The 20460-nt window shown below is 66.5% G+C and carries 29 protein-coding genes and 1 tRNA gene; 28 read left to right on the forward strand and 2 right to left on the reverse strand.

All coding sequences use genetic code 11. The features are described from left to right. Positions 1 to 7: 7 nt before the first annotated feature. From greA to C8D93_RS15895, 19 genes are all read left to right on the forward strand, one after another. Positions 8 to 484, forward strand: coding sequence for a transcription elongation factor GreA (greA, locus tag C8D93_RS15800; protein ID WP_110266180.1), 477 nt, complete (start codon positions 8 to 10; stop codon positions 482 to 484). An 80-nt stretch (positions 485 to 564) separates the two neighbouring features. Next, the gene (gene rlmE / locus C8D93_RS15805; protein ID WP_110266181.1) at positions 565 to 1194 is read left to right on the forward strand and encodes a 23S rRNA (uridine(2552)-2'-O)-methyltransferase RlmE; all 630 of its coding nucleotides are present in this window, start codon (positions 565 to 567) and stop codon (positions 1192 to 1194) included. Between the two features lie 57 nt (positions 1195 to 1251). Next, positions 1252 to 3174, forward strand: coding sequence for an ATP-dependent zinc metalloprotease FtsH (gene ftsH / locus C8D93_RS15810; RefSeq protein ID WP_110266182.1), 1923 nt, complete (start codon positions 1252 to 1254; stop codon positions 3172 to 3174). 84 nt (positions 3175 to 3258) lie between these two features. Continuing rightward, the gene (gene folP / locus C8D93_RS15815) at positions 3259 to 4098 is read left to right on the forward strand and encodes a dihydropteroate synthase (RefSeq protein ID WP_110266183.1); all 840 of its coding nucleotides are present in this window, start codon (positions 3259 to 3261) and stop codon (positions 4096 to 4098) included. Then, positions 4095 to 5459 carry a phosphoglucosamine mutase gene (glmM, locus tag C8D93_RS15820; protein ID WP_110266184.1) on the forward strand — a complete coding sequence of 455 codons (1365 nt, stop codon included), beginning with the start codon at positions 4095 to 4097 and terminating at the stop codon, positions 5457 to 5459. The genes folP and glmM overlap by 4 nt, the downstream gene beginning before the upstream one ends. Beyond that, positions 5456 to 6226 carry a triose-phosphate isomerase gene (tpiA, locus tag C8D93_RS15825; RefSeq protein WP_110266185.1) on the forward strand — a complete coding sequence of 257 codons (771 nt, stop codon included), beginning with the start codon at positions 5456 to 5458 and terminating at the stop codon, positions 6224 to 6226. The genes glmM and tpiA overlap by 4 nt, the downstream gene beginning before the upstream one ends. A 12-nt stretch (positions 6227 to 6238) precedes the next feature. Next, positions 6239 to 6610, forward strand: a complete 372-nt coding sequence (secG, locus tag C8D93_RS15830; protein WP_110266186.1) for a preprotein translocase subunit SecG — start codon at positions 6239 to 6241, stop codon at positions 6608 to 6610. 52 nt (positions 6611 to 6662) lie between these two features. Then, positions 6663 to 6747 (forward strand) — tRNA-Leu (locus C8D93_RS15835). 156 nt (positions 6748 to 6903) lie between these two features. Further along, complete coding sequence (locus tag C8D93_RS15840) at positions 6904 to 8139, forward strand: tyrosine-type recombinase/integrase (protein ID WP_110266187.1); 1236 nt, start codon at positions 6904 to 6906, stop codon at positions 8137 to 8139. Further along, a complete protein-coding gene (locus C8D93_RS15845) occupies positions 8136 to 8384 on the forward strand; it encodes a hypothetical protein (protein ID WP_146216628.1) in 249 nt (82 codons plus the stop codon). The genes C8D93_RS15840 and C8D93_RS15845 overlap by 4 nt, the downstream gene beginning before the upstream one ends. Before the next feature lie 94 nt (positions 8385 to 8478). Next, positions 8479 to 8757: a type II toxin-antitoxin system RelE/ParE family toxin gene (locus C8D93_RS15850; RefSeq protein WP_110266189.1), complete on the forward strand. Its 279-nt coding sequence runs from the start codon at positions 8479 to 8481 to the stop codon at positions 8755 to 8757. After that, positions 8757 to 9074: a HigA family addiction module antitoxin gene (locus C8D93_RS15855; RefSeq protein ID WP_110266190.1), complete on the forward strand. Its 318-nt coding sequence runs from the start codon at positions 8757 to 8759 to the stop codon at positions 9072 to 9074. Before C8D93_RS15850 ends, C8D93_RS15855 begins: the two co-directional genes overlap by 1 nt. A 114-nt stretch (positions 9075 to 9188) precedes the next feature. Next, positions 9189 to 9383: a hypothetical protein gene (locus C8D93_RS15860; RefSeq protein ID WP_110266191.1), complete on the forward strand. Its 195-nt coding sequence runs from the start codon at positions 9189 to 9191 to the stop codon at positions 9381 to 9383. A 100-nt stretch (positions 9384 to 9483) separates the two neighbouring features. After that, positions 9484 to 9756 carry a hypothetical protein gene (locus C8D93_RS15865; protein ID WP_146216629.1) on the forward strand — a complete coding sequence of 91 codons (273 nt, stop codon included), beginning with the start codon at positions 9484 to 9486 and terminating at the stop codon, positions 9754 to 9756. Positions 9757 to 9922: 166 nt separating this feature from the next. Then, entirely contained in the window at positions 9923 to 10423 is a 501-nt protein-coding gene (locus tag C8D93_RS15870; protein ID WP_110266193.1) for a hypothetical protein, read from the forward strand. A gap of 86 nt (positions 10424 to 10509) precedes the next feature. After that, positions 10510 to 10836, forward strand: a complete 327-nt coding sequence (locus tag C8D93_RS20755; RefSeq protein WP_170124059.1) for a helix-turn-helix transcriptional regulator — start codon at positions 10510 to 10512, stop codon at positions 10834 to 10836. After that, on the forward strand, positions 10837 to 11091 hold the full coding sequence (locus C8D93_RS15880; RefSeq protein WP_110266194.1) for a hypothetical protein: 255 nt from the start codon (positions 10837 to 10839) through the stop codon (positions 11089 to 11091). Further along, positions 11088 to 11972 (forward strand): hypothetical protein, encoded by an 885-nt coding sequence (locus tag C8D93_RS20475; RefSeq protein WP_146216630.1) that lies wholly within the window; start codon positions 11088 to 11090, stop codon positions 11970 to 11972. The genes C8D93_RS15880 and C8D93_RS20475 overlap by 4 nt, the downstream gene beginning before the upstream one ends. Beyond that, positions 11959 to 12744: an ATP-binding protein gene (locus C8D93_RS15895; protein WP_110266197.1), complete on the forward strand. Its 786-nt coding sequence runs from the start codon at positions 11959 to 11961 to the stop codon at positions 12742 to 12744. Before C8D93_RS20475 ends, C8D93_RS15895 begins: the two co-directional genes overlap by 14 nt. Positions 12745 to 12746: 2 nt before the next feature. Here the strand turns inward: C8D93_RS15895 and C8D93_RS15900 are convergent, their stop codons facing one another. Next, positions 12747 to 12971, reverse strand: a complete 225-nt coding sequence (locus tag C8D93_RS15900; RefSeq protein ID WP_110266198.1) for a hypothetical protein — start codon at positions 12969 to 12971, stop codon at positions 12747 to 12749. Positions 12972 to 13093: 122 nt separating this feature from the next. Here C8D93_RS15900 and C8D93_RS15905 point away from each other — a divergent pair, with 122 nt between their 5' ends. The 6 genes from C8D93_RS15905 to C8D93_RS15925 all read left to right on the forward strand — a co-directional run bounded on the left by C8D93_RS15905 (position 13094) and on the right by C8D93_RS15925 (position 17688). Continuing rightward, positions 13094 to 13426: a hypothetical protein gene (locus tag C8D93_RS15905; protein WP_211307384.1), complete on the forward strand. Its 333-nt coding sequence runs from the start codon at positions 13094 to 13096 to the stop codon at positions 13424 to 13426. Further along, complete coding sequence (locus C8D93_RS15910; RefSeq protein WP_110266199.1) at positions 13419 to 13613, forward strand: hypothetical protein; 195 nt, start codon at positions 13419 to 13421, stop codon at positions 13611 to 13613. The genes C8D93_RS15905 and C8D93_RS15910 overlap by 8 nt, the downstream gene beginning before the upstream one ends. After that, a complete protein-coding gene (locus C8D93_RS15915; RefSeq protein ID WP_146216631.1) occupies positions 13600 to 15246 on the forward strand; it encodes a hypothetical protein in 1647 nt (548 codons plus the stop codon). Before C8D93_RS15910 ends, C8D93_RS15915 begins: the two co-directional genes overlap by 14 nt. A 368-nt stretch (positions 15247 to 15614) precedes the next feature. Continuing rightward, positions 15615 to 16997 carry a hypothetical protein gene (locus C8D93_RS15920; RefSeq protein WP_211307385.1) on the forward strand — a complete coding sequence of 461 codons (1383 nt, stop codon included), beginning with the start codon at positions 15615 to 15617 and terminating at the stop codon, positions 16995 to 16997. Beyond that, on the forward strand, positions 16994 to 17245 hold the full coding sequence (locus C8D93_RS20480) for a hypothetical protein (RefSeq protein WP_146216633.1): 252 nt from the start codon (positions 16994 to 16996) through the stop codon (positions 17243 to 17245). The genes C8D93_RS15920 and C8D93_RS20480 overlap by 4 nt, the downstream gene beginning before the upstream one ends. 11 nt (positions 17246 to 17256) lie before the next feature. Continuing rightward, positions 17257 to 17688: a DUF2280 domain-containing protein gene (locus C8D93_RS15925; RefSeq protein WP_211307386.1), complete on the forward strand. Its 432-nt coding sequence runs from the start codon at positions 17257 to 17259 to the stop codon at positions 17686 to 17688. A 27-nt stretch (positions 17689 to 17715) separates the two neighbouring features. On the opposite strand, the gene C8D93_RS15930 is transcribed toward C8D93_RS15925, so the two are convergent. Then, positions 17716 to 17928, reverse strand: coding sequence for a hypothetical protein (locus C8D93_RS15930; RefSeq protein ID WP_110266203.1), 213 nt, complete (start codon positions 17926 to 17928; stop codon positions 17716 to 17718). A 226-nt stretch (positions 17929 to 18154) separates the two neighbouring features. On the opposite strand from C8D93_RS15930, the gene C8D93_RS15935 reads away from it, so the two are divergent. From C8D93_RS15935 to C8D93_RS20485, 3 genes are all read left to right on the forward strand, one after another. Continuing rightward, the gene (locus tag C8D93_RS15935; RefSeq protein ID WP_146216634.1) at positions 18155 to 18799 is read left to right on the forward strand and encodes a DUF4124 domain-containing protein; all 645 of its coding nucleotides are present in this window, start codon (positions 18155 to 18157) and stop codon (positions 18797 to 18799) included. Positions 18800 to 19352: 553 nt separating this feature from the next. Beyond that, positions 19353 to 20048: an SDR family oxidoreductase gene (locus C8D93_RS15940; protein WP_211307387.1), complete on the forward strand. Its 696-nt coding sequence runs from the start codon at positions 19353 to 19355 to the stop codon at positions 20046 to 20048. Between the two features lie 68 nt (positions 20049 to 20116). Next, positions 20117 to 20460 (forward strand): DUF3450 family protein (locus C8D93_RS20485; protein WP_170124061.1); only part of this gene is annotated, 344 nt, incomplete at its 3' end.

Raw genomic sequence — 20460 nt, forward strand, 5'->3', positions numbered from 1 at the left:
AAATCCCATGAACAAGGTCCCGATGACGGCGCGTGGCGCCGAACAGCTGCGCGAGGAACTGCGCTATCGCAAGAGCGAGCTGCGGCCGAAGATCATCAACGACATCGAGGAAGCCCGGAAGCAGGGCGACTTGCGCGAGAACGCCGAATATCACGCGGCGCGCGAGCAGCACGGCTTCAACGAGGGGCGTATCCAGGAAATCGAGTCCAAGCTCAGTTCGGCGCAAGTCATTGACGTGACGACGATGCCGGCCAACGGCAAGGTCATTTTCGGGGTCACCGTCGAGCTCGCGGACGTCGATTCGGGCGACGAGCTGCGTTACCAGATCGTCGGCGAGGACGAGGCCGATGCGAAGAGCGGACTGATCTCCCTGAACTCGCCGATCGCCCGTGCACTGATCGGCAAGGCCGAGGGCGACATCGTCCAGGTCGTCGCGCCGGCCGGCGCCCGCGAACTTGAAATCGTCAAAGTGCACTACATATGAGGACCATCGGGCAGACATGAGGCCCGGTGCAGCGATCGCAAACCGGTGCCGTCACGTCCCCTGAGGGGTGCCCGTCCGCCATGACACAGAAACGCCGTCCCAGCTCGGCACGATGGATTGCCGAGCACGAAACCGACCCATACGTGCAGGAGGCCCGCCGCCTGGGTTTGCGCTCGCGTGCGGCGTTCAAGCTCAAGGAAATCCAGGAGCGCGACCGCATCTTCAAGCCCGGTCAGATCGTCGTCGATCTCGGCGCGGCGCCCGGCGGCTGGAGCCAGGTCGCGCGGCCGCTGCTCGGCAGCCGCGGTCAGCTGTTCGCGCTCGACCTGCTGCCGATCGAGCCGATCACCGGCGTCGACATCATCCGCGGTGACTTCCGCGAGGACGCCGTGCTGCACCGGCTCGAGATCCGCGTCGGCGACCAGATGGTCGACGTCGTGCTCAGCGACATGGCGCCGAACATCACCGGCATAGACAGTGCCGACCAGGCGTCCAGCATGCATCTGTGCGAGCTGGCGCTGGAGTTCGCCAAGGCGCACCTCAAGCCGCGTGGCACGATGCTGGTCAAGGCCTTCCAGGGCGAAGGTTTCGACGCCTACCTCAAGGCGCTGCGCGAGGCGTTCGAGAGCGTCGTCACGCGCAAGCCGCGCGCCTCTCGTCCGCGCAGCAGCGAGGTTTATCTGCTGGCGCGCAACTTTCGTGCGGTGTAGTGTTCTGATGACACGGTACCGCCGGGCCGGCAAGCCGGCACTTTGCGAGGAAATGCGTTGAACGATCTGGCCAAGAATCTGCTGCTCTGGGTGGTGATTCTCGTCGTCCTGATGAGCGTCTTCCAGAGCTTCTCGTCGCGTTCGCGCGGCCAGCCGGAGCTCGCGTATTCCGAATTCATCGGCCAGGTCGAGCAGGGCAACGTCGCAGAGGTCTACATTGCCGGCCAGACCATCCGCGGCGAACTGCGCGGCGGCTCGCGCTTCGTGACGATCAGCCCGGAGACCGACAACGCGGCCATGGTCGGCACGCTGCTCGAGAACAACGTCAAGTTCACCGGCGAGGAGCCGGCGCGCACGCCGTGGTTCCTGCAGCTGCTGTTCAACGCCTTCCCGGTGCTGCTGCTGATCGCGGTATGGATCTACTTCATGCGCCAGATGCAGGGCGGCGGGGGCGGTCGCGGCGCGCTGTCGTTCGGCAAGAGCCGTGCGCGCATGCTCAACGCCGACCAGGTCAAGATCACCTTCAACGACGTCGCCGGTTGCGAGGAGGCCAAGCAGGAGGTCTCGGAGCTGGTCGACTTCCTCAAGGACCCGGGCAAGTTCCAGAAGCTCGGCGGCAAGATCCCGCGCGGCGTGCTGATGGTCGGTTCGCCGGGTACCGGCAAGACGCTGCTTGCCAAGGCGATCGCCGGTGAAGCGGGTGTGCCGTTCTTCACGATCTCCGGCTCCGACTTCGTCGAGATGTTCGTCGGCGTCGGCGCCTCGCGCGTGCGCGACATGTTCGAGCAGGCCAAGAAGCACGCGCCGTGCATCATCTTCATCGACGAGATCGACGCGGTCGGCCGTCACCGCGGCGCCGGCCTCGGCGGCGGTCACGACGAGCGCGAGCAGACCCTGAACCAGCTGCTGGTCGAGATGGACGGCTTCGAGGGCAACGAGGGCGTCATCGTCATCGCCGCGACCAACCGTCCCGACGTGCTCGATCCGGCGCTGCTGCGTCCGGGCCGCTTCGACCGTCAGGTCGTCGTGCCGCTGCCGGACGTGCGCGGACGCGAGCAGATTCTCAAGGTGCACATCCGCGCGGTGCCGCTGGCCGACAACGTCAAGCCCGAGATCATCGCGCGCGCCACGCCCGGCTTCTCCGGTGCGGATCTGGCGAACCTCGTCAACGAGGCGGCGCTGTTCGCCGCGCGTGCCAACAAGCGACTGGTCGACCACGACGACTTCGAGCGCGCCAAGGACAAGATCATGATGGGCGCCGAGCGCCGCAGCATGGTCATGTCCGAGGACGAGAAGAAGCTCACGGCCTATCACGAGGCCGGACACGCCATCGTCGGCCTTTCGGTGCCGGAACACGATCCGGTCTACAAGGTCACGATCATCCCGCGCGGACGCGCGCTGGGCGTGACCATGTTCCTGCCGGAAGAGGATCGCTACAGCTACACCAAGCAGCGCCTCAATTCGCAGATCTGCTCGCTGTTCGGCGGGCGTCTGGCCGAGGAGATCATCTTCGGCGTCGACAAGGTGACGACGGGTGCGTCCAACGACATCGAGCGCGCCACCGAGATCGCGCGCAACATGGTCACCAAGTGGGGCATGTCCGACAAGCTCGGCCCGCTGTCGTACAGCGAGGACAACGGCGAGGTCTTTCTCGGCAAGAGCGTGACGCAGACCAAGCACGTGTCCGACGACACGGCGCACGCGATCGACGAGGAGGTCCGTCTCGTCGTCGAGTCGAACTACCAGCGTGCGAAGAAGATTCTCGAGGACAACCTCGACAAGCTGCACACGATGGCCGACGCGCTGATCAAGTACGAGACCATCGACGCGGAGCAGCTGCGCCGTATCATGGCCGGCCAGGACCCGGGACCGCCGGAGAGCTGGAACGATGGCGGTCGCCCCGGCGGCACGCCGCGTCCGGCAGTGGAACCGGCGCCGCAGACGGGCGGGGCACCGCCCAAGCCGGCGAGCCAGACCTGACCGACGACGCGACCGCGCCGTCGTAGTCGCCGACGTTACACTGCGAGGCCGGCCGTCCGCCGGCCTCTTTTTCGTTCGCCTTCCATGCAGCTGGTCCTGCCGAACCGTGTTTTCGACCTGAGCGAGCCTTGCGTGATGGGCGTGCTCAATGTCACGCCGGATTCGTTCTCGGACGGTGGCCGCTACGCGACGCGCGACGCCGCGGTCACGCGGGCCCTGGTGATGGCGGGTGAGGGGGCGGCGATCATCGACATTGGCGGCGAATCGACGCGTCCCGGCGCCGCCCCGGCCTCGGAGGACGAGGAGCTGAGCCGCGTGATTCCGGTCGTCGAGGCTTTGCGCGCGCGCAGCGACGTCGTGATTTCCGTCGACACGACCAAGCCGGCGGTGATGCGCGCAGCCTGCGCGGCTGGCGCGGAGCTGGTCAACGACGTGACGGCGCTGGACGCGCCCGGCGCGATCGAAGCGGTGGCGCAGAGCGGTGCCGCCGTGTGCCTGATGCACATGCAGGGACGGCCGCAGACCATGCAGCGGGCCCCACAGTACGAGAACGTGGTGGCCGAGGTGCGGGCCTTCCTGGAGCGCCGCGTCGAGGCCTGTACCGCTGCCGGCATCGCGGCAGCGCGGATCGCGGTCGACCCCGGCATCGGCTTCGGCAAGACGTTGGCGCACAACCTCGAATTGCTGGGCCGGCTCGAACAGCTGCGTGTGGGAGACTGTCCGCTGCTGGTCGGCGTGTCGCGCAAGTCGATGTTCGGCCAACTGCTCGGGCGGACGGTGGATCGGCGTCTGCCCGGAAGCCTGGCGGCCGCCGCACTTGCGGTCTGGCAGGGGGCGGCTATAGTGCGCGCCCACGATGTGGCCGAGACCGTCGATGCGGTGCGCACGGCCCACCAGATCCGCAGAGGGGGGGCGGTGCCTTGAGTCGCAGGTACTTCGGAACGGACGGTATCCGCGGGCGCGTCGGCGATGCGCCGATGACGCCCGAGTTCGCGCTCAAGCTGGGCTGGGCGGCGGGCCGCGTGCTCGGCGGTGACGAACGGGCCCGGGTCCTGATCGGCAAGGACACGCGGCGCTCGGGATACATGTTCGAGTCCGCCCTGGAGGCCGGTTTCGCCGCGGCGGGCGTCGAGTCGGACCTGCTCGGACCGCTGCCGACCCCTGCGGTCGCCTATCTGACGCGTGCCTTGCGCGCGCAGGCGGGCGTCGTCATCTCGGCCTCGCACAATCCGCATCACGACAACGGCGTCAAGTTCTTCGGGCCTGACGGCAGCAAGCTCGGCGATGCCGTCGAGCAGCAGATCGAGGACATGCTCGACCGTCCGATGGAATGCGTGACGCCGGAGCGCCTGGGCCGCGCGCGACGCATCGAGGACGGCGGCGGACGCTACATCGAGTTCTGCAAGAGCAGCTTCGGCGACCGCAACCTGCGGGGCCTGTCGCTGGTCGTGGACTGCGCGCACGGCGCCGCCTACAAGGTCGCGCCGGCGGTGTTCGCAGAACTCGGCGCCGAGATCGACGTCATCGGCAATGCCCCGGATGGCCTGAACATCAATCGCGACTGCGGCTCCACGCACATGGACGCGCTGCGGGAACGGGTGCGCGAACGCGGCGCCGCACTCGGCATCGCCCTGGACGGTGATGCCGATCGTTGCCTGATGGTCGATGCCCAGGGGCGCGACATCGACGGCGACCAGATTCTCTACATCATCGCCCAGGCCCGGCTGGCTGCCGGCACCCTGCAGGGGCCCGTCGTCGGCACGCTGATGTCCAATCTCGGGCTCGAGCACGCGCTGCGCGAGCGGGGTGTCGAGTTCCGGCGTGCGCAGGTCGGCGATCGCCACGTCATGGAGATGCTGCGGGCCTGCGGCGGCGTGATCGGCGGCGAAACCTCCGGCCACACCATCTGCCTCGATCGCACCACCACCGGAGACGGTATCGTCACGGCCCTGCAGGTGCTTGCCGCGATGGTTCGCGAAGAGCGGCCGATCGAGGCCATGCTCGGCGGCATGCGCAAGTACCCGCAGGTGCTGATCAACGTGCCGGTGAGCGGTCGCGCTAAGCAGATCATGCAGGCGCCGGAGCTTCAGGCCGCGCAGCGCGAGGTAACCGAAAAACTGCAGAATCGCGGCCGGCTGCTGCTGCGTGCGTCCGGAACCGAGCCGTTGATCCGCGTCATGGTCGAAGGCGAGGATGACGCGGAAACTCGGGCGGCTGCCGAGTATCTGGCCGATCGCGTGCGCGCGGCCTGCCATACACCAGAGACCAACGGGGATTCCGAATGAAGAGACGTGCCTTGGTTGCCGGCAACTGGAAAATGAACGGGTCGCGCGACTCCAACGCGAGCCTCGTCCACGACATCGTCTTCGAGATCAAGCGATTCCCGGACATCGACGTGCTCGTGTGCCCCCCGGCGCCCTATCTGGACGCAACGGGCCGCCAGCTCGAGGGCAGCGCCATCCAGCTCGGCGGCCAGAATCTCAGCGAGCAGGAGAAGCCGGGTGCGTTCACCGGCGAGATCCATGGCGGGATGCTGCGCGACGTCGGGTGTGCCTACGTGATCGTCGGGCACTCCGAGCGCCGCGCGCTGTACGGCGAGAGCGACCGCCTGGTCGCCGACAAGTTTTCGGCGGCGCTGACCAGCGGCCTGATCCCGATCCTGTGCATCGGCGAGACGCTGCAGGAGCGCGAGCAGGGGCAGACCGAGGCCGTGCTCGCGCGCCAGATGAAGGCGGTGCTCGACGGCAGCGGCATCCAGGCGTTCAAGCAGGCGGTCGTCGCCTACGAACCGGTCTGGGCGATCGGTACCGGCAAGACCGCGACGCCGGAGCAGGCCCAGGACGCGCACGCCTTCATCCGTGGCCAGTTGGCCGCGGCAGATGCTAAAATCGCGAATTCGACGCGCATTCTCTACGGCGGCAGCGTCAAGGCCGAGAATGCGGAATCCCTGTTCAACTGTCCCGACGTCGACGGCGGCCTCATCGGCGGGGCCTCGTTGAAGGCGGGCGAATTCGTGGCGATCTGCGCAGCGGCGCAGGCGCGCAGCAAGTGAGACCCTGAATCTATGTATACGGTGCTGGTGATCGTGCAGGTGCTGACCGCGGTCGGTCTGGTCGGTCTGATCCTGTTGCAGCACGGCAAGGGCGCCGACGCCGGCGCCGCGTTCGGCAGCGGTGCGTCCGGAACCGTCTTCGGTTCGCGCGGTTCCGCCAACTTCCTGTCGCGTGCGACCGCGTGGCTGGCGACGGTCTTTTTCGCCGTCAGTCTTGCACTGGCGTATCTGGTGCACGGCGACCGCGACCCGGCCTCGGTCGTCGACCGGGTCCAGCCCGCGGCCGAGTCGGCGGTGCCGGCGCAAACCGCTGAAACCCCGGCGCCGGAAGCCGAGGTGGCCGTTCCCGAGGACGCGGATCAGGCCCCCGTCATTCCCGAGTAACACAGCCGCGACAAAACGCGCGCCCGACGCTAAACTGCGCGCCCTGAATCTGGCCCACGTGGTGGAATTGGTAGACACGCTACCTTGAGGTGGTAGTGGCGAAAGTCGTGGGAGTTCGAGTCTCTCCGTGGGCACCATTTAAGGGTTCAATAGCGTCCAAGGCTGTACAGAAAACCGCGCGAAATGCGCGGTTTTTCTTTGGGTTAGCGTATTTCGCTGTCCACGGGTGTCCATGGGTGACCAGCGCTTGAAACCGATACGATTTCCGATAAGTTCGGCGCGTATCGGAATCAATGCCCCGGACGAGACTCGAAGTGGCCAGACTCCTGACCGACACGCTGATCAAGAGCGCGAAACCCAAGGCCAAGCCGTACCCGCTGCCCCGCGAGGCGGGCTTGTTTGTGATGGTCTACCCCAATGGCTCGAAGCTCTGGCGCTTCGCCTACACGCTCGGGGGCCGCGAAAGCATGCTCTCGCTCGGCGACTACCCGACAGTCTCGCTGGCGCAGGCCCGTCGCGCCCGGGAAGACGCCCGCCGGCTGGTCAAGGCCGGGATCGACCCCAGCGCGCAGCGCAGGGCCGAAAAGGCAGCGAACCAGACGGCTGCCGCCAACACATTCAGGGTCTGGGCCCAGAAGTGGTTCGAGGCGAAGCGCGGCGGATGGTCGACGGCGAGCGCCGAGAAGGCGCGGTTCTACCTGGAGTCGGATCTGTTGCCGGCGCTCGGTGACCGTCCCATGGCCGAGATCAAGCGCGCCGATCTGGTCGGTTTGCTCCGCAAGCTGGAGAACCGCGGCGCCTTCAATGCCGCGAAGAAGTGCCGCGGGTGGCTGTTCAACATATTCCGGTACGCGCTCGTCGCCGAGGTGATCGAGACGAACCCGGCCACCGACCTGGTTGTGATGGCCGCGGCCGCGCCGAAGTCTCGGAAGATGCCGCACGTTCCCGAGAGAGAGCTGCCGGCGCTTCTGAAAGCCTTGGACGGCTACGGCGGTGCTCCTGAGGTGCGCTGCGCATTACGGATGCTGCTGCTGACCGCGGCACGCCCTGGCGAGCTGCGCAGCATGACCTGGACCGACATCGATTTCGACGCCGCAACATGGAGTGTCCCAGCCGAGCGCATGAAGGCGCGGCGTCCGCACGTCGTTCCGCTGCCCGCTCAGGCAATCACGATCCTGGAGGGCATGCGTGCTGTGACCGGTACCCGTGCGCTGGTCTTCGCCAGCCCGTACCAGCCGCGCAAGATGATGAGCGAGAACACCCTGAACGTCGCCCTGGCCAAGCTCGGCTACAAGGGCCGGCAGACAGCCCACGGCTTCCGCCACCTGATCAGCACGGCGCTCAACGAACGCGGATACAACCGCGACTGGATCGAGCGCCAGCTTGCGCACGGCGACGAGGACGAGATCCGCGACACCTACAACAGCGCGCAATACCTCGTGCAGCGCCGGCAGATGATGCAGTCCTGGGCCGATGAACTCGACGCGATGCACAAGGGCAGGAGGGTGACGCCGCTGCGCGCGGCATGAAGGGGAACGCTATGAACGAAGTGATTACGCTTGCCGATCCCGCCGTGAGCTGCGACATGGCGAAGAACATCGCCGATCGCATCGACGCGCTGGCGCTGGTGCTTTCCGTAGCCCTCGAATCGCCGCGGAGGACCGAGGCAGAGCGCGCGGCGCCGGCCGTGTTGGCCGTCATCCGGATCGAGGCCGGCCGTGTGCGGCAGCGCGCCGAGGATGCTGCTGATGCAATCGTGCGCGCCGCAACCTGACCGAAGCCGAGAGTGCCAATGCGGAGCGAGCCGCATGGCGCTTGACGATGATATGGCATCCATTACAATGCACTGACATCCAGTACAGCCCACGATGATCCGATCCTTCCGCCATCGCGGCCTGGAGCGCTTCTTCACGCGGAGCGACTACCGCGGCATCCCCGCCCAGTTCGCACCGCGCCTGGAGCGCCTGCTGGACCGTCTGGATGCTTGCGCGAGGCCCGAGGACATGAACCTGCCCGGCTACAAGTTCCACCCCCTCAAGGGCGCCCGGAAAGGCGCCTATGCGGTGTCGGTCTCCGGCAACTGGCGGCTGACATTCGAGTTCGATGGCGAAGACGCCGTCGTCGTGGACCTTGAGGATTACCACTGATGAAGAGCATGCGAAACCCTAACCGTCGACCGACGCACCCCGGCGCCGTGCTGCGCGAGGACGTGCTGCCGGCGCTCGAGATGACCCAGACCGAGTTCGCGGCACGCCTGGGCGTGAGCCGCCTGACCGTCTCCGAGCTGCTGCTGGAGAAGCGCGGCCTGTCCGCCGAAATGGCGGCGAGGATCGCCAAGCTGCTGAACACCACCCCGCAGAGCTGGCTGCGCATGCAGGAAGCGCTCGACCTGTGGGAGGTGATGCAGCAGCCCGACCGGCTGGCTGGCATCAAGCCGATCAGCAAGGCTGCCGCGGCCGTATGAGCAAGTTACCAGCGCCTCAGAGAGTCTGAGGCAGGCGGCGAAGGTATCGGCCGCGGAAAGACGTGGGCGCTGGAGGATGCCGAGTTTCACGAACTCAAGCGTGTCGTCGATGCCGTGTTCGACGACGGTGAGTTGCGCGATGACGATGGTCTGAGCTGGCTGATCGTCGGTGCTTCACTTAATGATGGCGCATGCAACGCGAGCGACATGCGTGATTTCTGGGAACGCGCCGTGGGCGATGAAGCGCCGAGCGAGAAGTTTGTTCGCGGCTTCGCCGAGGGCGTTAAGGAAATTTTCGAGAAGCTGTAAACCGTGACGCCCGGCGGCGGCTCTCGGCCGGGCACTGAGGCGGGGCCGGTAGAGTGCGATAACACGCCACTGGCCCTGACTCGCAACATGGAGTAGACCCATGCAACAAGCTGCGAAGAATGGTAGCCGGATCACCCCGCCGATCAACGTGCTGATCCAAGACCACCCCGCCGATACGCTCGACGCATGCGCCAACGTGCTCGCGTTCCTGATAGACGCCGAGGACACGCGCCGTGTGATGAACGCTGCGCCGATGTCGTCGGCTGCCGATGACGGGATGAGCTGGATCAAGATGCTAGTGACCGACGCCATCCGCTACGAGTCGGATCGCGCGACGAAAGCTCGCAGCGTCGACGCCTACCGAACAGCATAGATAGGGTGCAGCAGATGCTCGGGCGCAGGCATTACTGCTGGGACTGTTTCTGACGATGGGGCGGGCGCGAGACAGAAGCATCCGCGGACGGCTGAAGGCGGCATGGAAGCGCGCGGTCGCTGACGGCCGACGGCGCGACGGTCATGCGGAATGGACTCTCGCGGCAGTGCTCAAGCTGACACGGGAGGCGCACTACGAATGCCCGGCTGCCGTCGAGCTGGCCGCCGCTATCGATGATTTCGTCGCGCGCCTCTGGCTGGCGGTCCACTGTCAGGATCACGAAAGTACGCCGACTGCTGCGCCGACCGGAATTTCCCTTGACGAGGCAGTTGAGGTCGCCCGGACTCTGGATCAGATGCTAGAGGACGGCGAGCTAAAGAGGCCGACTCATCTGATCAGAGCAGACAGCCGGCGGCGTGGCGGCATCGTCAACGCGATCAAGGAGGATCAGGCCAGTGCGGGCCGTGATGAGAAGATCGCCAACGCGCTGAATCGCGTTCGTCGCGAGGAGCTCGATAACGCCACGCAGTTCGTTGCCGACAAGTTTCAGATGTCCCCCGCGAACGTCCGGAAGCGAGTGGCGGCGCATCTCAAGCGACAGCAGGAGAAAGAGCAGGAGAAGAAGATTCAATCGCTTCGCCATAGCCGTGGATGGAATAAGGGTTAGCTCGGTAATGCCGGTTTAGCTATCGCGCGATTCGAGGTAGATGATCCGTGTCCAGCCGCATGTAGCGGCATCGACTGGACACAAATGTGAACAACGTAGCGACGCACGAAGGGGGAGCGGAGGCTAGCCGCTTGGTTCCCTTTTCAGAGGCCGCCGAGTTCATCGGCGTTCGCTCGCGAACCACTCTTTACAAGCTGATCCGCTTGGGTGATCTGCCCGAACCCATCCGGCGTGGTCCGTACAACTTCTTCCTGCAAAGCGACCTGACGGCGTACACGCAACGCTTGGCAGCGTCGCGTGGCTCCGCCGCGCAGGCGCAACGCATCGAGGCGAATCGCTCGGCGATCAGCAAGGCCCTTGATGGCAAGGCCGCCAAGCGCGCCGCGCACTCACGGCGCAGCGAGGCGGCCTGAATGGACGCCAATCGCTACGAACGCCGCGGCTACACCTTCGACCCGAGCACGCCCGACGATCGCCGCCGCGCTTTCGTGCTCGAACGCCTGCTGTCCGAGTTCCACCACCACTACTGCGCCGGTCGCTTGATGCTGCGGCCTGGCGTGACCCTCCAGGATGCGAGGCTGATCGCCGAACTGCAGGAATCGATCGCCATCGAGTTGGCCGACTACTACGGGCCGCGCGTTGCCGATCGCGAGGCACGGGTCACGTGAGCGACAACCTCGACGCGCGTTTAAGCACGGGGTTGGCCGGCCACCCGAAGACGAAGCGGCTGATCCGACGCCTCGGGCCCGCCGCAGCGTGGTCGCTGGTATGTCTGATCCTCTGGGCTCGTGCCAACAAGCCGGACGGCGATCTTTCGGGGATGACCGACGAGGAAATCGAGCTTGCCGCCGACTGGAATGGCGACCTCGATGTCTTCGTCGCGACGTTGGCCGAAGTGCGCTTCATCGATGGCGAGGCCGGCAACCGCCTGATTCACGACTGGGCCGATCATCAGCCGTGGGCGAACGGTGCCGGAATGCGGTCAGCCAAGGCTCGCTGGAATGCGATCAAGCGCCATCACGGCGTCGACGAGGCTGACCGACAGGTTCCTGAGTGGGCTGCTGCTCGAAAGTCGTCGGGTGCTGACAGCATGAATAACGATGCTGCTAGCAATGCTGGCAGCACAGCGCCAGCAGACAAGCAGCACGCGCCTAGCAATGCTCCGTCTCCGTCTCCGTCTCCGTCTCCGTCTCCGTCTCCGTCTGAAAAGAGCGCCCGCGCTGCCGATGCAGCGCCGGGCACCGTCCCGGTGCTGTCGAACTCAGCCGAGCCGATCTTCGGTTTCGGTCTCGGCTTCTTGGTGAGCAAGGGCATCAGCGGCAAGGCTGCTCGCAGCTTCCTGGGGCTGATGCGCAAGACGGTAGGGGATGAGGTTGCATTCGAACTGCTGGAGCGCGCCGAACGCGAGGACGTAAGCGATCCGGTTCCGTGGTTGCGCAAAGCAATGGAGGTGCGAAAGGACAAGCCAGCACGCGCGTATCGCACCGGCATGGTCAGCGCCGGCCCGAAGGACTACAGCGAGGGAGTGCGCGCAGATGGCAGCTTTTAGCCTCTTCGCGGCAAGCCGCGGCGAGTATCCGGAGCGTCAAGGTCATCGGGTCTGCCCGACGCATGGCGACTTCAGCGTTCGCGAGTTCCTGGGTGAGCGCGGCGAAGTGATCGGCGTGCTCCGCGAGTCTTGCCCGGAGTGCGAGGCAGAGCGAGCCAAGGAGCGGGAACAGCGGGATCTGGCAGAGAAGATCAGGGCCGGCACTGCAACAGCGAAGATCCCGCCGCGGTTTGTGCATGCGGACCTGAGCAGCATGCAGATTGACCCCGACAATCGCGCTGCGGTCGCGAAGGTGCAGGACTACGCGCAGCTTTGGCCGGGACAGAGAAGGACCGGAGAAAGTCTGATTCTGCTCGGCCCTGTCGGCACCGGGAAGACGCACGCGGGTATCGCCCTTCTGAAGCACGCCATCACGGTAGGAGTGAGCGCGCGCTACGCAACGGTCAATGAAATGCTTGGCGACATCCGCGACACGTGGAGTCGTCGCAGCGGAGCCGAAACCGAAAAGGACGTCATCAGGCACTTCGCGGATGTTGCGTTACTGATGCTCGACGAGATCGGCGCGACTGCAGGTACCGAGCACGAGCGCGCGATTGTGTTCGACGTACTCGACAGACGCTATCGCAACATGAGGCCGACGATTCTGGCCGGCAACGTAACGGTTGCCGAGCTTGGAAGGGTGTTGGATGCGCGGGCTGTCGATCGACTGCGAGAGACCAGCAGGATAGTGCTGTTCTCCGGCAAGTCTCGACGGCAGAGGGAAGCCGCATGACTTCAGACCGGGCCGCACCATCGCCGGCTGATGACATCGCCGCAGCGCGTCGCCGGAAGCGCTGGCGCGCCGCGCAGAAGGCGCGACGCGAGCGCCAGCACGCGCGGGGCATGACGCAGTTGCGCATATGGGTCACGGAAACAGAGGCCGTTGCAGCGCGCGAGGCCGTCAAGAAGATCCGGCGCGCGGCGTTGCTGCGCAGGCTGGAGCAGCGCGCGCAGCAGCACGCGATGGGTTCGGAAGGGTCGCATTTGAAATGCAGCCCTTTGAGACCGTCGGTGGCGTTGTGCGGAACTGATGAGGCGTCATCGGCGACGCATCCAAACCTAGATGGAGACAGATGATGGCGATGGGACGAAAGACCGGCGGACGCAAGAAGGGCGCCGCGAACAAGCGCACGCGTGAGATCGCCGACAAAGCGGCGGCCGAGGGCCTGACGCCGCTGGAGTACCTGCTGCGCCTGATGCGCGACGAGCGGCAGGAACAGGCCGTCCGGCTCGACGCAGCGAAGGCCGCCGCGCCGTACATCCACCCGCGGCTGCAGGCAACCGAAGCGACGATCAAGGGCGGCTTGCCGCCCTACGAGGCGGCGCTGATGGAGCTTATGAACACCATGGCGGACGACATGAAGCCCGCACTTCCGATTCACCCCCCCCGCAGAGCAGGAGATCAACATGAGTGACAGCTTTCACAACCGCATCGGCCGTGCCTACGACGCCGAGAACCAGGCACGCCAAGTCGCCAAGTCGGCGATCGAGGCTGTGCTTCAGCGCATGCACCAGGAACGCATCATTGACCTCGTCGAGGCCTGGGTCGAAGCGCATGCGCGCCGCCGCGTTCTGGAGGAAACCGGCCATGATTCGCAATAACAGCACTGCGTACCACGAGCGCGATCAGGGGCGATCGCCAGCGGACGCTGTCGATGCGGCGTATCGGGCGCGCACCGGCGCTGGGCCGTTGGTGCGAGGCAGTGCCTCGCCAGCGGACGCTGTCGATGCGGCGTATCGGGCGCGCATCGGCGGCCCCGTCAATCGCGCGACGTCCCATCTGAGCATCGACGCTCCCTTCCAAGGGGGATCTGCGGGCAGTGGCATCGACAGTTCCCCGCAATCGACGATTTATCGCAGCGGCAACCACTTCAGCGACATTCGGCAGGCGCCTACGCCGGAAAATGTAGCCAGCGGTCTGGGGGCACCTTTGAGCATTGACGGCGACGTCGAGTACGCGCGGGGGCAGACTGACATCGGCAAACCCGGCGGCGGGCTTTCCGTGGTTCCCTCGAGCTTCTTCACCGGCGCCGGCATCGAAGGGGCTGGCGCATCGCGACCGCAGTACCGAACCGAAACCGTGTACGGCTTCGACGGCCGCCCGAGGACGCGGCAAGTTCGCACCGATCCGCAGGGCGTGGCTCAGGACCGAGCGCGGGAGGCGGCACGCACTCGACTGTCGGCCTTGCAGCTGGAAGCGTCACGGGCCGAGGAGTACGCCAAGTCGGTTGCCGGTGGCGGCAAGCCTGGGCAGTTCCAGGCGCGCGGCACGTCACTTGCGGCGCGGGTGCGCGCGGATGCGTTGAGCTATGCGGCCGCGAACGCTGTCGGCGACATCGGCGCTCTCGAGTTGAGCTTCGTTCGCACGCCGGAGCAAGAGGCTGCGCTCGCACAGAACCAGAAAAGGCATGCCCTCGACATCGGCATCCTGGAGCAGAAGGCCGCGGCCGCCGCCCTGTCCAATCGGAATGAGCGACGACGACAGTCGCTGCTGGCTCGCATTGATGAACTGCCGACGACCTCGCCGCAGTACCGTGAAGCTGTTGACCGGCTGGCTGCGTTCGATGGTCGCGCACAGCGAGAGGCGGAGGCGGAGCGCTTCGGCAACCCGGTCGACGAGCTTGACGAGCGGGGCCGACCGATCCGTGCGCAGTACGGAAACCAGGGCACGCGCCGCGTCGTCGACGGTGCCGCGCCCATGCCGAAGACAGGCGGGGGGGTCACGGTTGGGCCGGATGGCACGTTGAGCTACACCGGTGGCGGATCGCCGAAGCTGACCGAGGGCCAGTCGAAGGATCTCGTGTACTACACGCGCGGGGCAGAAGCGCTAAAGAACCTAGGCGCAACGGGCGAAGTGCTCGCCGATCCTGCGCGGCGCGCTGGCGCCGCGCTGCCCGGCATCGGCAACGCGCTGGTCGGAGCGAACTACCAGCAAGCCGAGCAGGCTGGCCGCGAGTTTCTGGCGGCGGTACTGCGAAAGGATACGGGCGCCGCGGTGACGAAGCAGGAGTTCGACCTCTACGGGAAAACCTATCTGCCGCAGCCGTTCGATACCCCGGAGACCCTGCAGCAGAAAGCGCAGGCGCGCGCGACAGCGCTCGAAGCGATCCGCTCTGGCATGGGGCCCGCGCAGCAGCTCGTGCCCGACCGCAGCGTTTCGCCGGCCGACGCTGTCGACGCGGCGTACCGCGCGCGGACGGAAGAACGCAAGGACTACAGCGGATTATGGCGATGACGAAGCCATGGAGCGAGGTCGCGTCTTCGCCGGGCTACCGCGATCTGCCGGCCGCCGAACAGGCCGGCGTGCGAGGGCAGTACTTCGACGAGGTGATCGCGCCGAAAGTGCCGGAGGCGGAGCGCGGCGACGCGTGGTCGCAGTTCGATGAGTGGCAGCCGCCGGCGCATGGCAGTGCGTCATCGCCGGATGAGCGCCCGCCACGTTCGGGTATGGCGATGGGTGCCGCACGCGAAGCGGTGCAAGGGCTGTCGTTCGAGTTCGGCGACGAGATCGGTCTCGGTGCTGCGGCCTTGGCGGCGAAAGGCGCGCAGAAGCTCGGCGCAGCGCCGGATACCGGGCAGTCGATCGGCGAGATTTACGGCGACATGCGCGCGCACTACCAGGACGAGCGCCAGCAATTTGCCGAAGATCACCCCGTTGCTGCGACCGGTGCGAATCTCGCCGGTGCCTTGGCGACGGGTGGCGCTGGCAGCGCTAAGGTGTTGACTCGCGTCGCGGGCGCTGGAGCGCCGGCGCGCATCGCGGCGACATCGGCTGTCGGTGGTGCGCAGGGGGCGCTCTACGGTGCCGGCGCGGCTGAGTCCGGCGAACGGCTCGAAGGTGCAGCGAAAGGCGCCGCGATCGGCGCGGTGGTGGCGCCCGCGGCGGCCGAGGCTATCGGCGGCGCGAGCAGGGTGTTAGCGCGGCGCAGCACCGAGAAGGCAGCCGGCGCGCTGGCGCCTGCGCGCGACGATCTGACCGGAGCTGCGCGCCAGCTCTACAGTCAGGCGGACCAGCTTGGCGTCGTGCTCAAGCCCGAGACGGTTGGCAAGCTGAAAGGCCAGCTCGCAGCGCTGGCGCGTCAGCAGGGCTTCAACCATCGGATACATCCGAAGGTGTCGGCCGCGCTCGATTCGTTCGACGATCTGACGCAGGAGGTGCCGACGCTCGCCCGGCTGGAGCAGCAGCGCCGCATTCTCGGTGCCGCGGCGAAGAGCTTGGAACCCGACGAGCGCCGCATCGCCAGCGAGCTGATCGACGGCTTCGACGACATCTTGCAGGGCCTCAAGTCGGCGGACGTCAAGGCCGGCAACGTCGTCCAGGCTGGCAGCTTGCTGCGCAAGGCGCGCGGGCTTTGGCACCGGCAGGCCAAGCTCGGCGTCATCGAGGAAGCGGTCGAGCGCGCGCAGAACCAGGCGTCGGGGTTCGAGAACGGTCTACGCACACAGTTTCGGGCCATCCTCAACAGCCCGAAGCGGCTGCGCGGCTTCACGCCGGCAGAGCAGGCGGCGATGAAGCGCGTTGTGCGCGGTGGCACGGCCGAGAACATGCTGCGCCTGCTGGGCCGGTTCGGCTGGGGCGAGAAGGGCGCGACGAACGTCGTCGGTGCTGCGATCGGCGCGGGCGCAGGTGCCGCGGCCAGCGGCGGCGTCGGTGCCGTCGCCGTGCCGATCATGGGGCAGATGGCTCGACGCGGCGCGGCGCGCGCCACCGCAAAGAACGTCGAGCAGTTGCAGAAGCTCGTCGCTGCCGGCGCGCATCCGCGGTACATCGTGAATCGCTACGCCAAGGCAGCCGGGCCGAGGGCGACGCCGCAGGAGCTGGCGCAGTTCTTCGTGACGGCGCCGCAGCGCGACCTGCTGACGCTGTCGGCGCAGCTCAACGCCCTGAAGGGACCGCATCGCAAGCTCGCGACAGATGCCTTGGCGCTGGCGCTGAGTGCGCAGGCTGGCGGCGCCGGTGCCGCACGAGCAGATACGACGCCGTGAAGGCCGAAGCGGTGAACAGTGGTCGGGACTTCCGCGTGCGGAACAAGCACACGCGGCGGCCATGTCGATACCCGTTCTACATGGTCGAGGAGGCGCGCAAGATGCGCCGTGTGGGCTTCGAGTATCGAGAGATCGCCGACTTCATCAACGAGCACTGGCGCGAGGAGCTGGACCGGCTCGGCATCGAGCGGGTGCCTTGGATCACAACCCGCGACTGGTGCATGGGCTGGTACCGAATGCGCGGATGACAGGAACGCCCGTGAAGCTCACCAGCGAGCACAAGGCCCGCATCGTCCAGGCGCTGGCGTGTTTCGACACGCCATCCGATGTCGTCAATACGCTGAAGTCGGAGTTCGGCGTCGAAATCACACGGCAGCGCGTGCAGCAGTACGATCCGACGACAAGCGCCGGGCGGCAGTGCGCGAGGCAATGGCGCGAGCTGTTCGCGGCGACGCGCGAGCGGTTCGTGAAGTCCATCGCCGAGATTCCGATCGCGCACCGAGCGTATCGCCTGCGCGCCCTGCAGCGCATGGCCGAGCGTGCTGAGCGGCTGAAGAACTACGCCCTGGCCGCGCAGCTCCACGAGCAGGCAGCCAAGGAATGCGGCGACGACTACACGAATCGCACCCGGATCGACGCCAAAGTGCAGGCGACGGCGCGCACGGTCATCTTGCCGGTGAAGGCGAGCTGACCGCCGGCCGACTGCGGCGCGTGTTTGCTACCGCAAGACGCTCAGCGCTCGCGCCAAGGCCTCGAGATCGACATGCTTGTCGACGATGCAGTTTCGAGTAGGGTCGACGGCGTAGTAACGGCCCAAGTAGAGGCGATCACGGGAGCTGTCTCGACAGACGCGCACGATCATGTCGGCATCGTCGCGTCGCAGCGCTCGGTTTATGCGGGCAACGAGGGTTCTTTCGGTGAGGGCGGGCATGGGTCACTCCAGCAGAACGAAACCCCGACGCGGGATTGCGCGGGGGGTAGGCCTTGCCGTGCCATGCCGCGAGCGGATTGGAGAACCAATGCCGACCGCCTCGACTCGCCGTGACAATCCCCGGTATGGCGTGCCGGGCAGCGTTGGGCGGCTTTCACCGGATTATACGCCCGGCAGACGATGAGGCGTCATCCAAGCGCCTAGACCGCCCTTGACGGATTGGAGCTTGCAGCCGGTTGCGCCCAGTGGCAATTTGCTGGCACTACAACGGGAGGGCCGCGCTATGAGGCTGGCAATCTCACTGCTGCTGTCGCTCCTCGCCGGCACCGCGTCGGCGCAGGTGTTCAAGTGCGTCGACTCGGCCGGCAAGGTGTCGTACCAGGATCGCACGTGCAGTGGCGATCAGAAGGAGGCGCCACGTAACCCGAACGGTGGCGGATTCGTTGCCAGCAAGCCCGGTGCAGGGCCGACATGGCAGGACAACGTCGGCGGGGTGCTCGAGCAACGCGAGACTGAGCGAGCGCGGGCGCGTGCCGAGCAGCGCGCGGCCTTCGAGGACGGAGACAAGCGTCTCGCGGACAGCCGGGTGCCGATCGACCCGGAGCTTCAGCGGAAATGCGAGCTGGAGCGCCGCTCCATCGACCGCGGCCGCCGCGGTACGCCATCGTGCGACCAGCTCGATCGCATGTACGGCATCCAGAAACCGGCGAAGATCTTCATCCATGGCGACACGGTGCATCGCGGACCCGTCACCAAGTTCGACCAGTACGGCAATCCGTACACGGATTTCGGCAACGGCGCGCCCCTGATCGATCACCGCACTGGCCGGCCGTGTACGAACTTGGGTGGTGGCAACATTAGCTGCGACTGACGCGGACTCTGCGCGTGGTCGGCGAGTGCTGGCGCGTGGCGACGACCGCTCGTCGGGAAATGGGCAGAAGAATGCCGCGGGCGATTGCCGAGCTTCGGCCATCGATCACGACGAAAAGCAAGGTCACTTCGCGCTGAACCGATACGAAAACCAGTAAGTGTGCAAAGGCGTGTCTCGACTTTCTTTGTGCATCATGGTGATAGGGCAGGAGTTCGGCCCCCTCCGTGGCACCAAACAGGCCGGCCGGTCCTCCATCCGGCAATCAGAAAACCCCGCTACCAGGCGGGGTTTTTCGTTTGTGCGTTCTCGTTTTTGGCGGCCCGACCGCGCCGTCGTCGCCGTGCCGATCGTGCTTGTTGTGTCCTGAATAGACTCTTGACCAGGGCAGCACGCGCCGTTGTGCAGGGCAGGGGTATCTCAATAGGCTGTCATCTCAGAGTCACGCCCGAGCTTTTGCCGAAGACGTTCATGTTGAGGGTGCATAGACAGCGCGGCCTTCGGGCAAATACATGGTGACGGCATGACGTCCGCAACAGGCGATGCGAGCGGGCCGGTGGTGGTCGTCACCGGCGGCTCCCAGGGCATCGGTGCGGCGGTGGCGGAGCGCTTCTCCGCAGCGCTGCCCGGCGTGCGCCTGGCGCTGGTTGCCCGGGATCGGGAACGGCTGGAGAAGGTGGCGGATCGATGCGTCGCCCTCGGTGCCCAGACGCTGTGCGTTGCGGCGGATCTGGTGGACGCCGTGCAGGTCGAGCGCATGGCCGCGCGCGTGCAGGCGCAGTTCGGGGGGGTGGACGTTCTGGTCAACAACGCCGGTCGCTGGCGCGGCGGCGCGGCGCACGAGATGTCGGTGGGGGACTTCGTGCGGACGCTCGAAGAGAATCTGGTCAGCATGTTTGCCGTCACGCGTGCGTTCCTGCCGGGGATGCTGAGCCGGCAGCGCGGTGACCTGTTCTTCATGTCGTCGACGTCCGGGCTCGAAGGCCTGGCCAACAATGCCGCCTACTGCGCCGCGAAGCACGGCGTGGCCGGGCTGGCGAAGGCGGTGCGGGCGGAGACGGCGGATCAGGGGATCCGCGTCTGCTGCATCTATCCGGGGGCGACGGATACGCCCACCTGGGACGGTTCGGATGTCGACCGCGCGACGTTGATGGCGGCGGACGATGTCGCGCAACTCGTCGTCGACAGCCATCGCCAGTCGATACGGGCGATGGTCGAGGAGCTGGTGGTGCGTCCGACCGGACGGCGATGAAGCGGGTTCGATTCCGATGTCGTGCCGCTCGTGCGGGCGGCATGGGTGCCATTTCGAGGAGGCGGTGTATGCAACGAATTGATTCCGCGCCGGCAGGCTCGCGGCTGATGAGCGGGCTGTTGCTTGGGGCCGGGTGCGTGCTGGCCTGTGTCCAGACCACCCACGCAGCAACAGTCCCCGAAGTCCTGGACGCGGGTAACCAGTGGCTGGTGGCGCAGGCGGCGAGCCAGGATCGTGTGGACGATCTGGGCGAAGCGCGGCGGGGGCTTGCGGACGAGTACCGCACGGTGCTGCGCGAGATCGAGGGTCTGGAGGCCTACAACCGCCAGCTCGAGCGCCAGCTGCGACTGCAGGGCGAAGAGATCGCGATTCTCGACGACAGCATCGCGCAGGCGACGACGGTGGATCGTCA

It is taken from the genome of Sinimarinibacterium flocculans (genome assembly GCF_003201205.1).
GTDB classification, from domain to species: Bacteria; Pseudomonadota; Gammaproteobacteria; order Nevskiales; family Nevskiaceae; genus Solimonas; species Solimonas flocculans.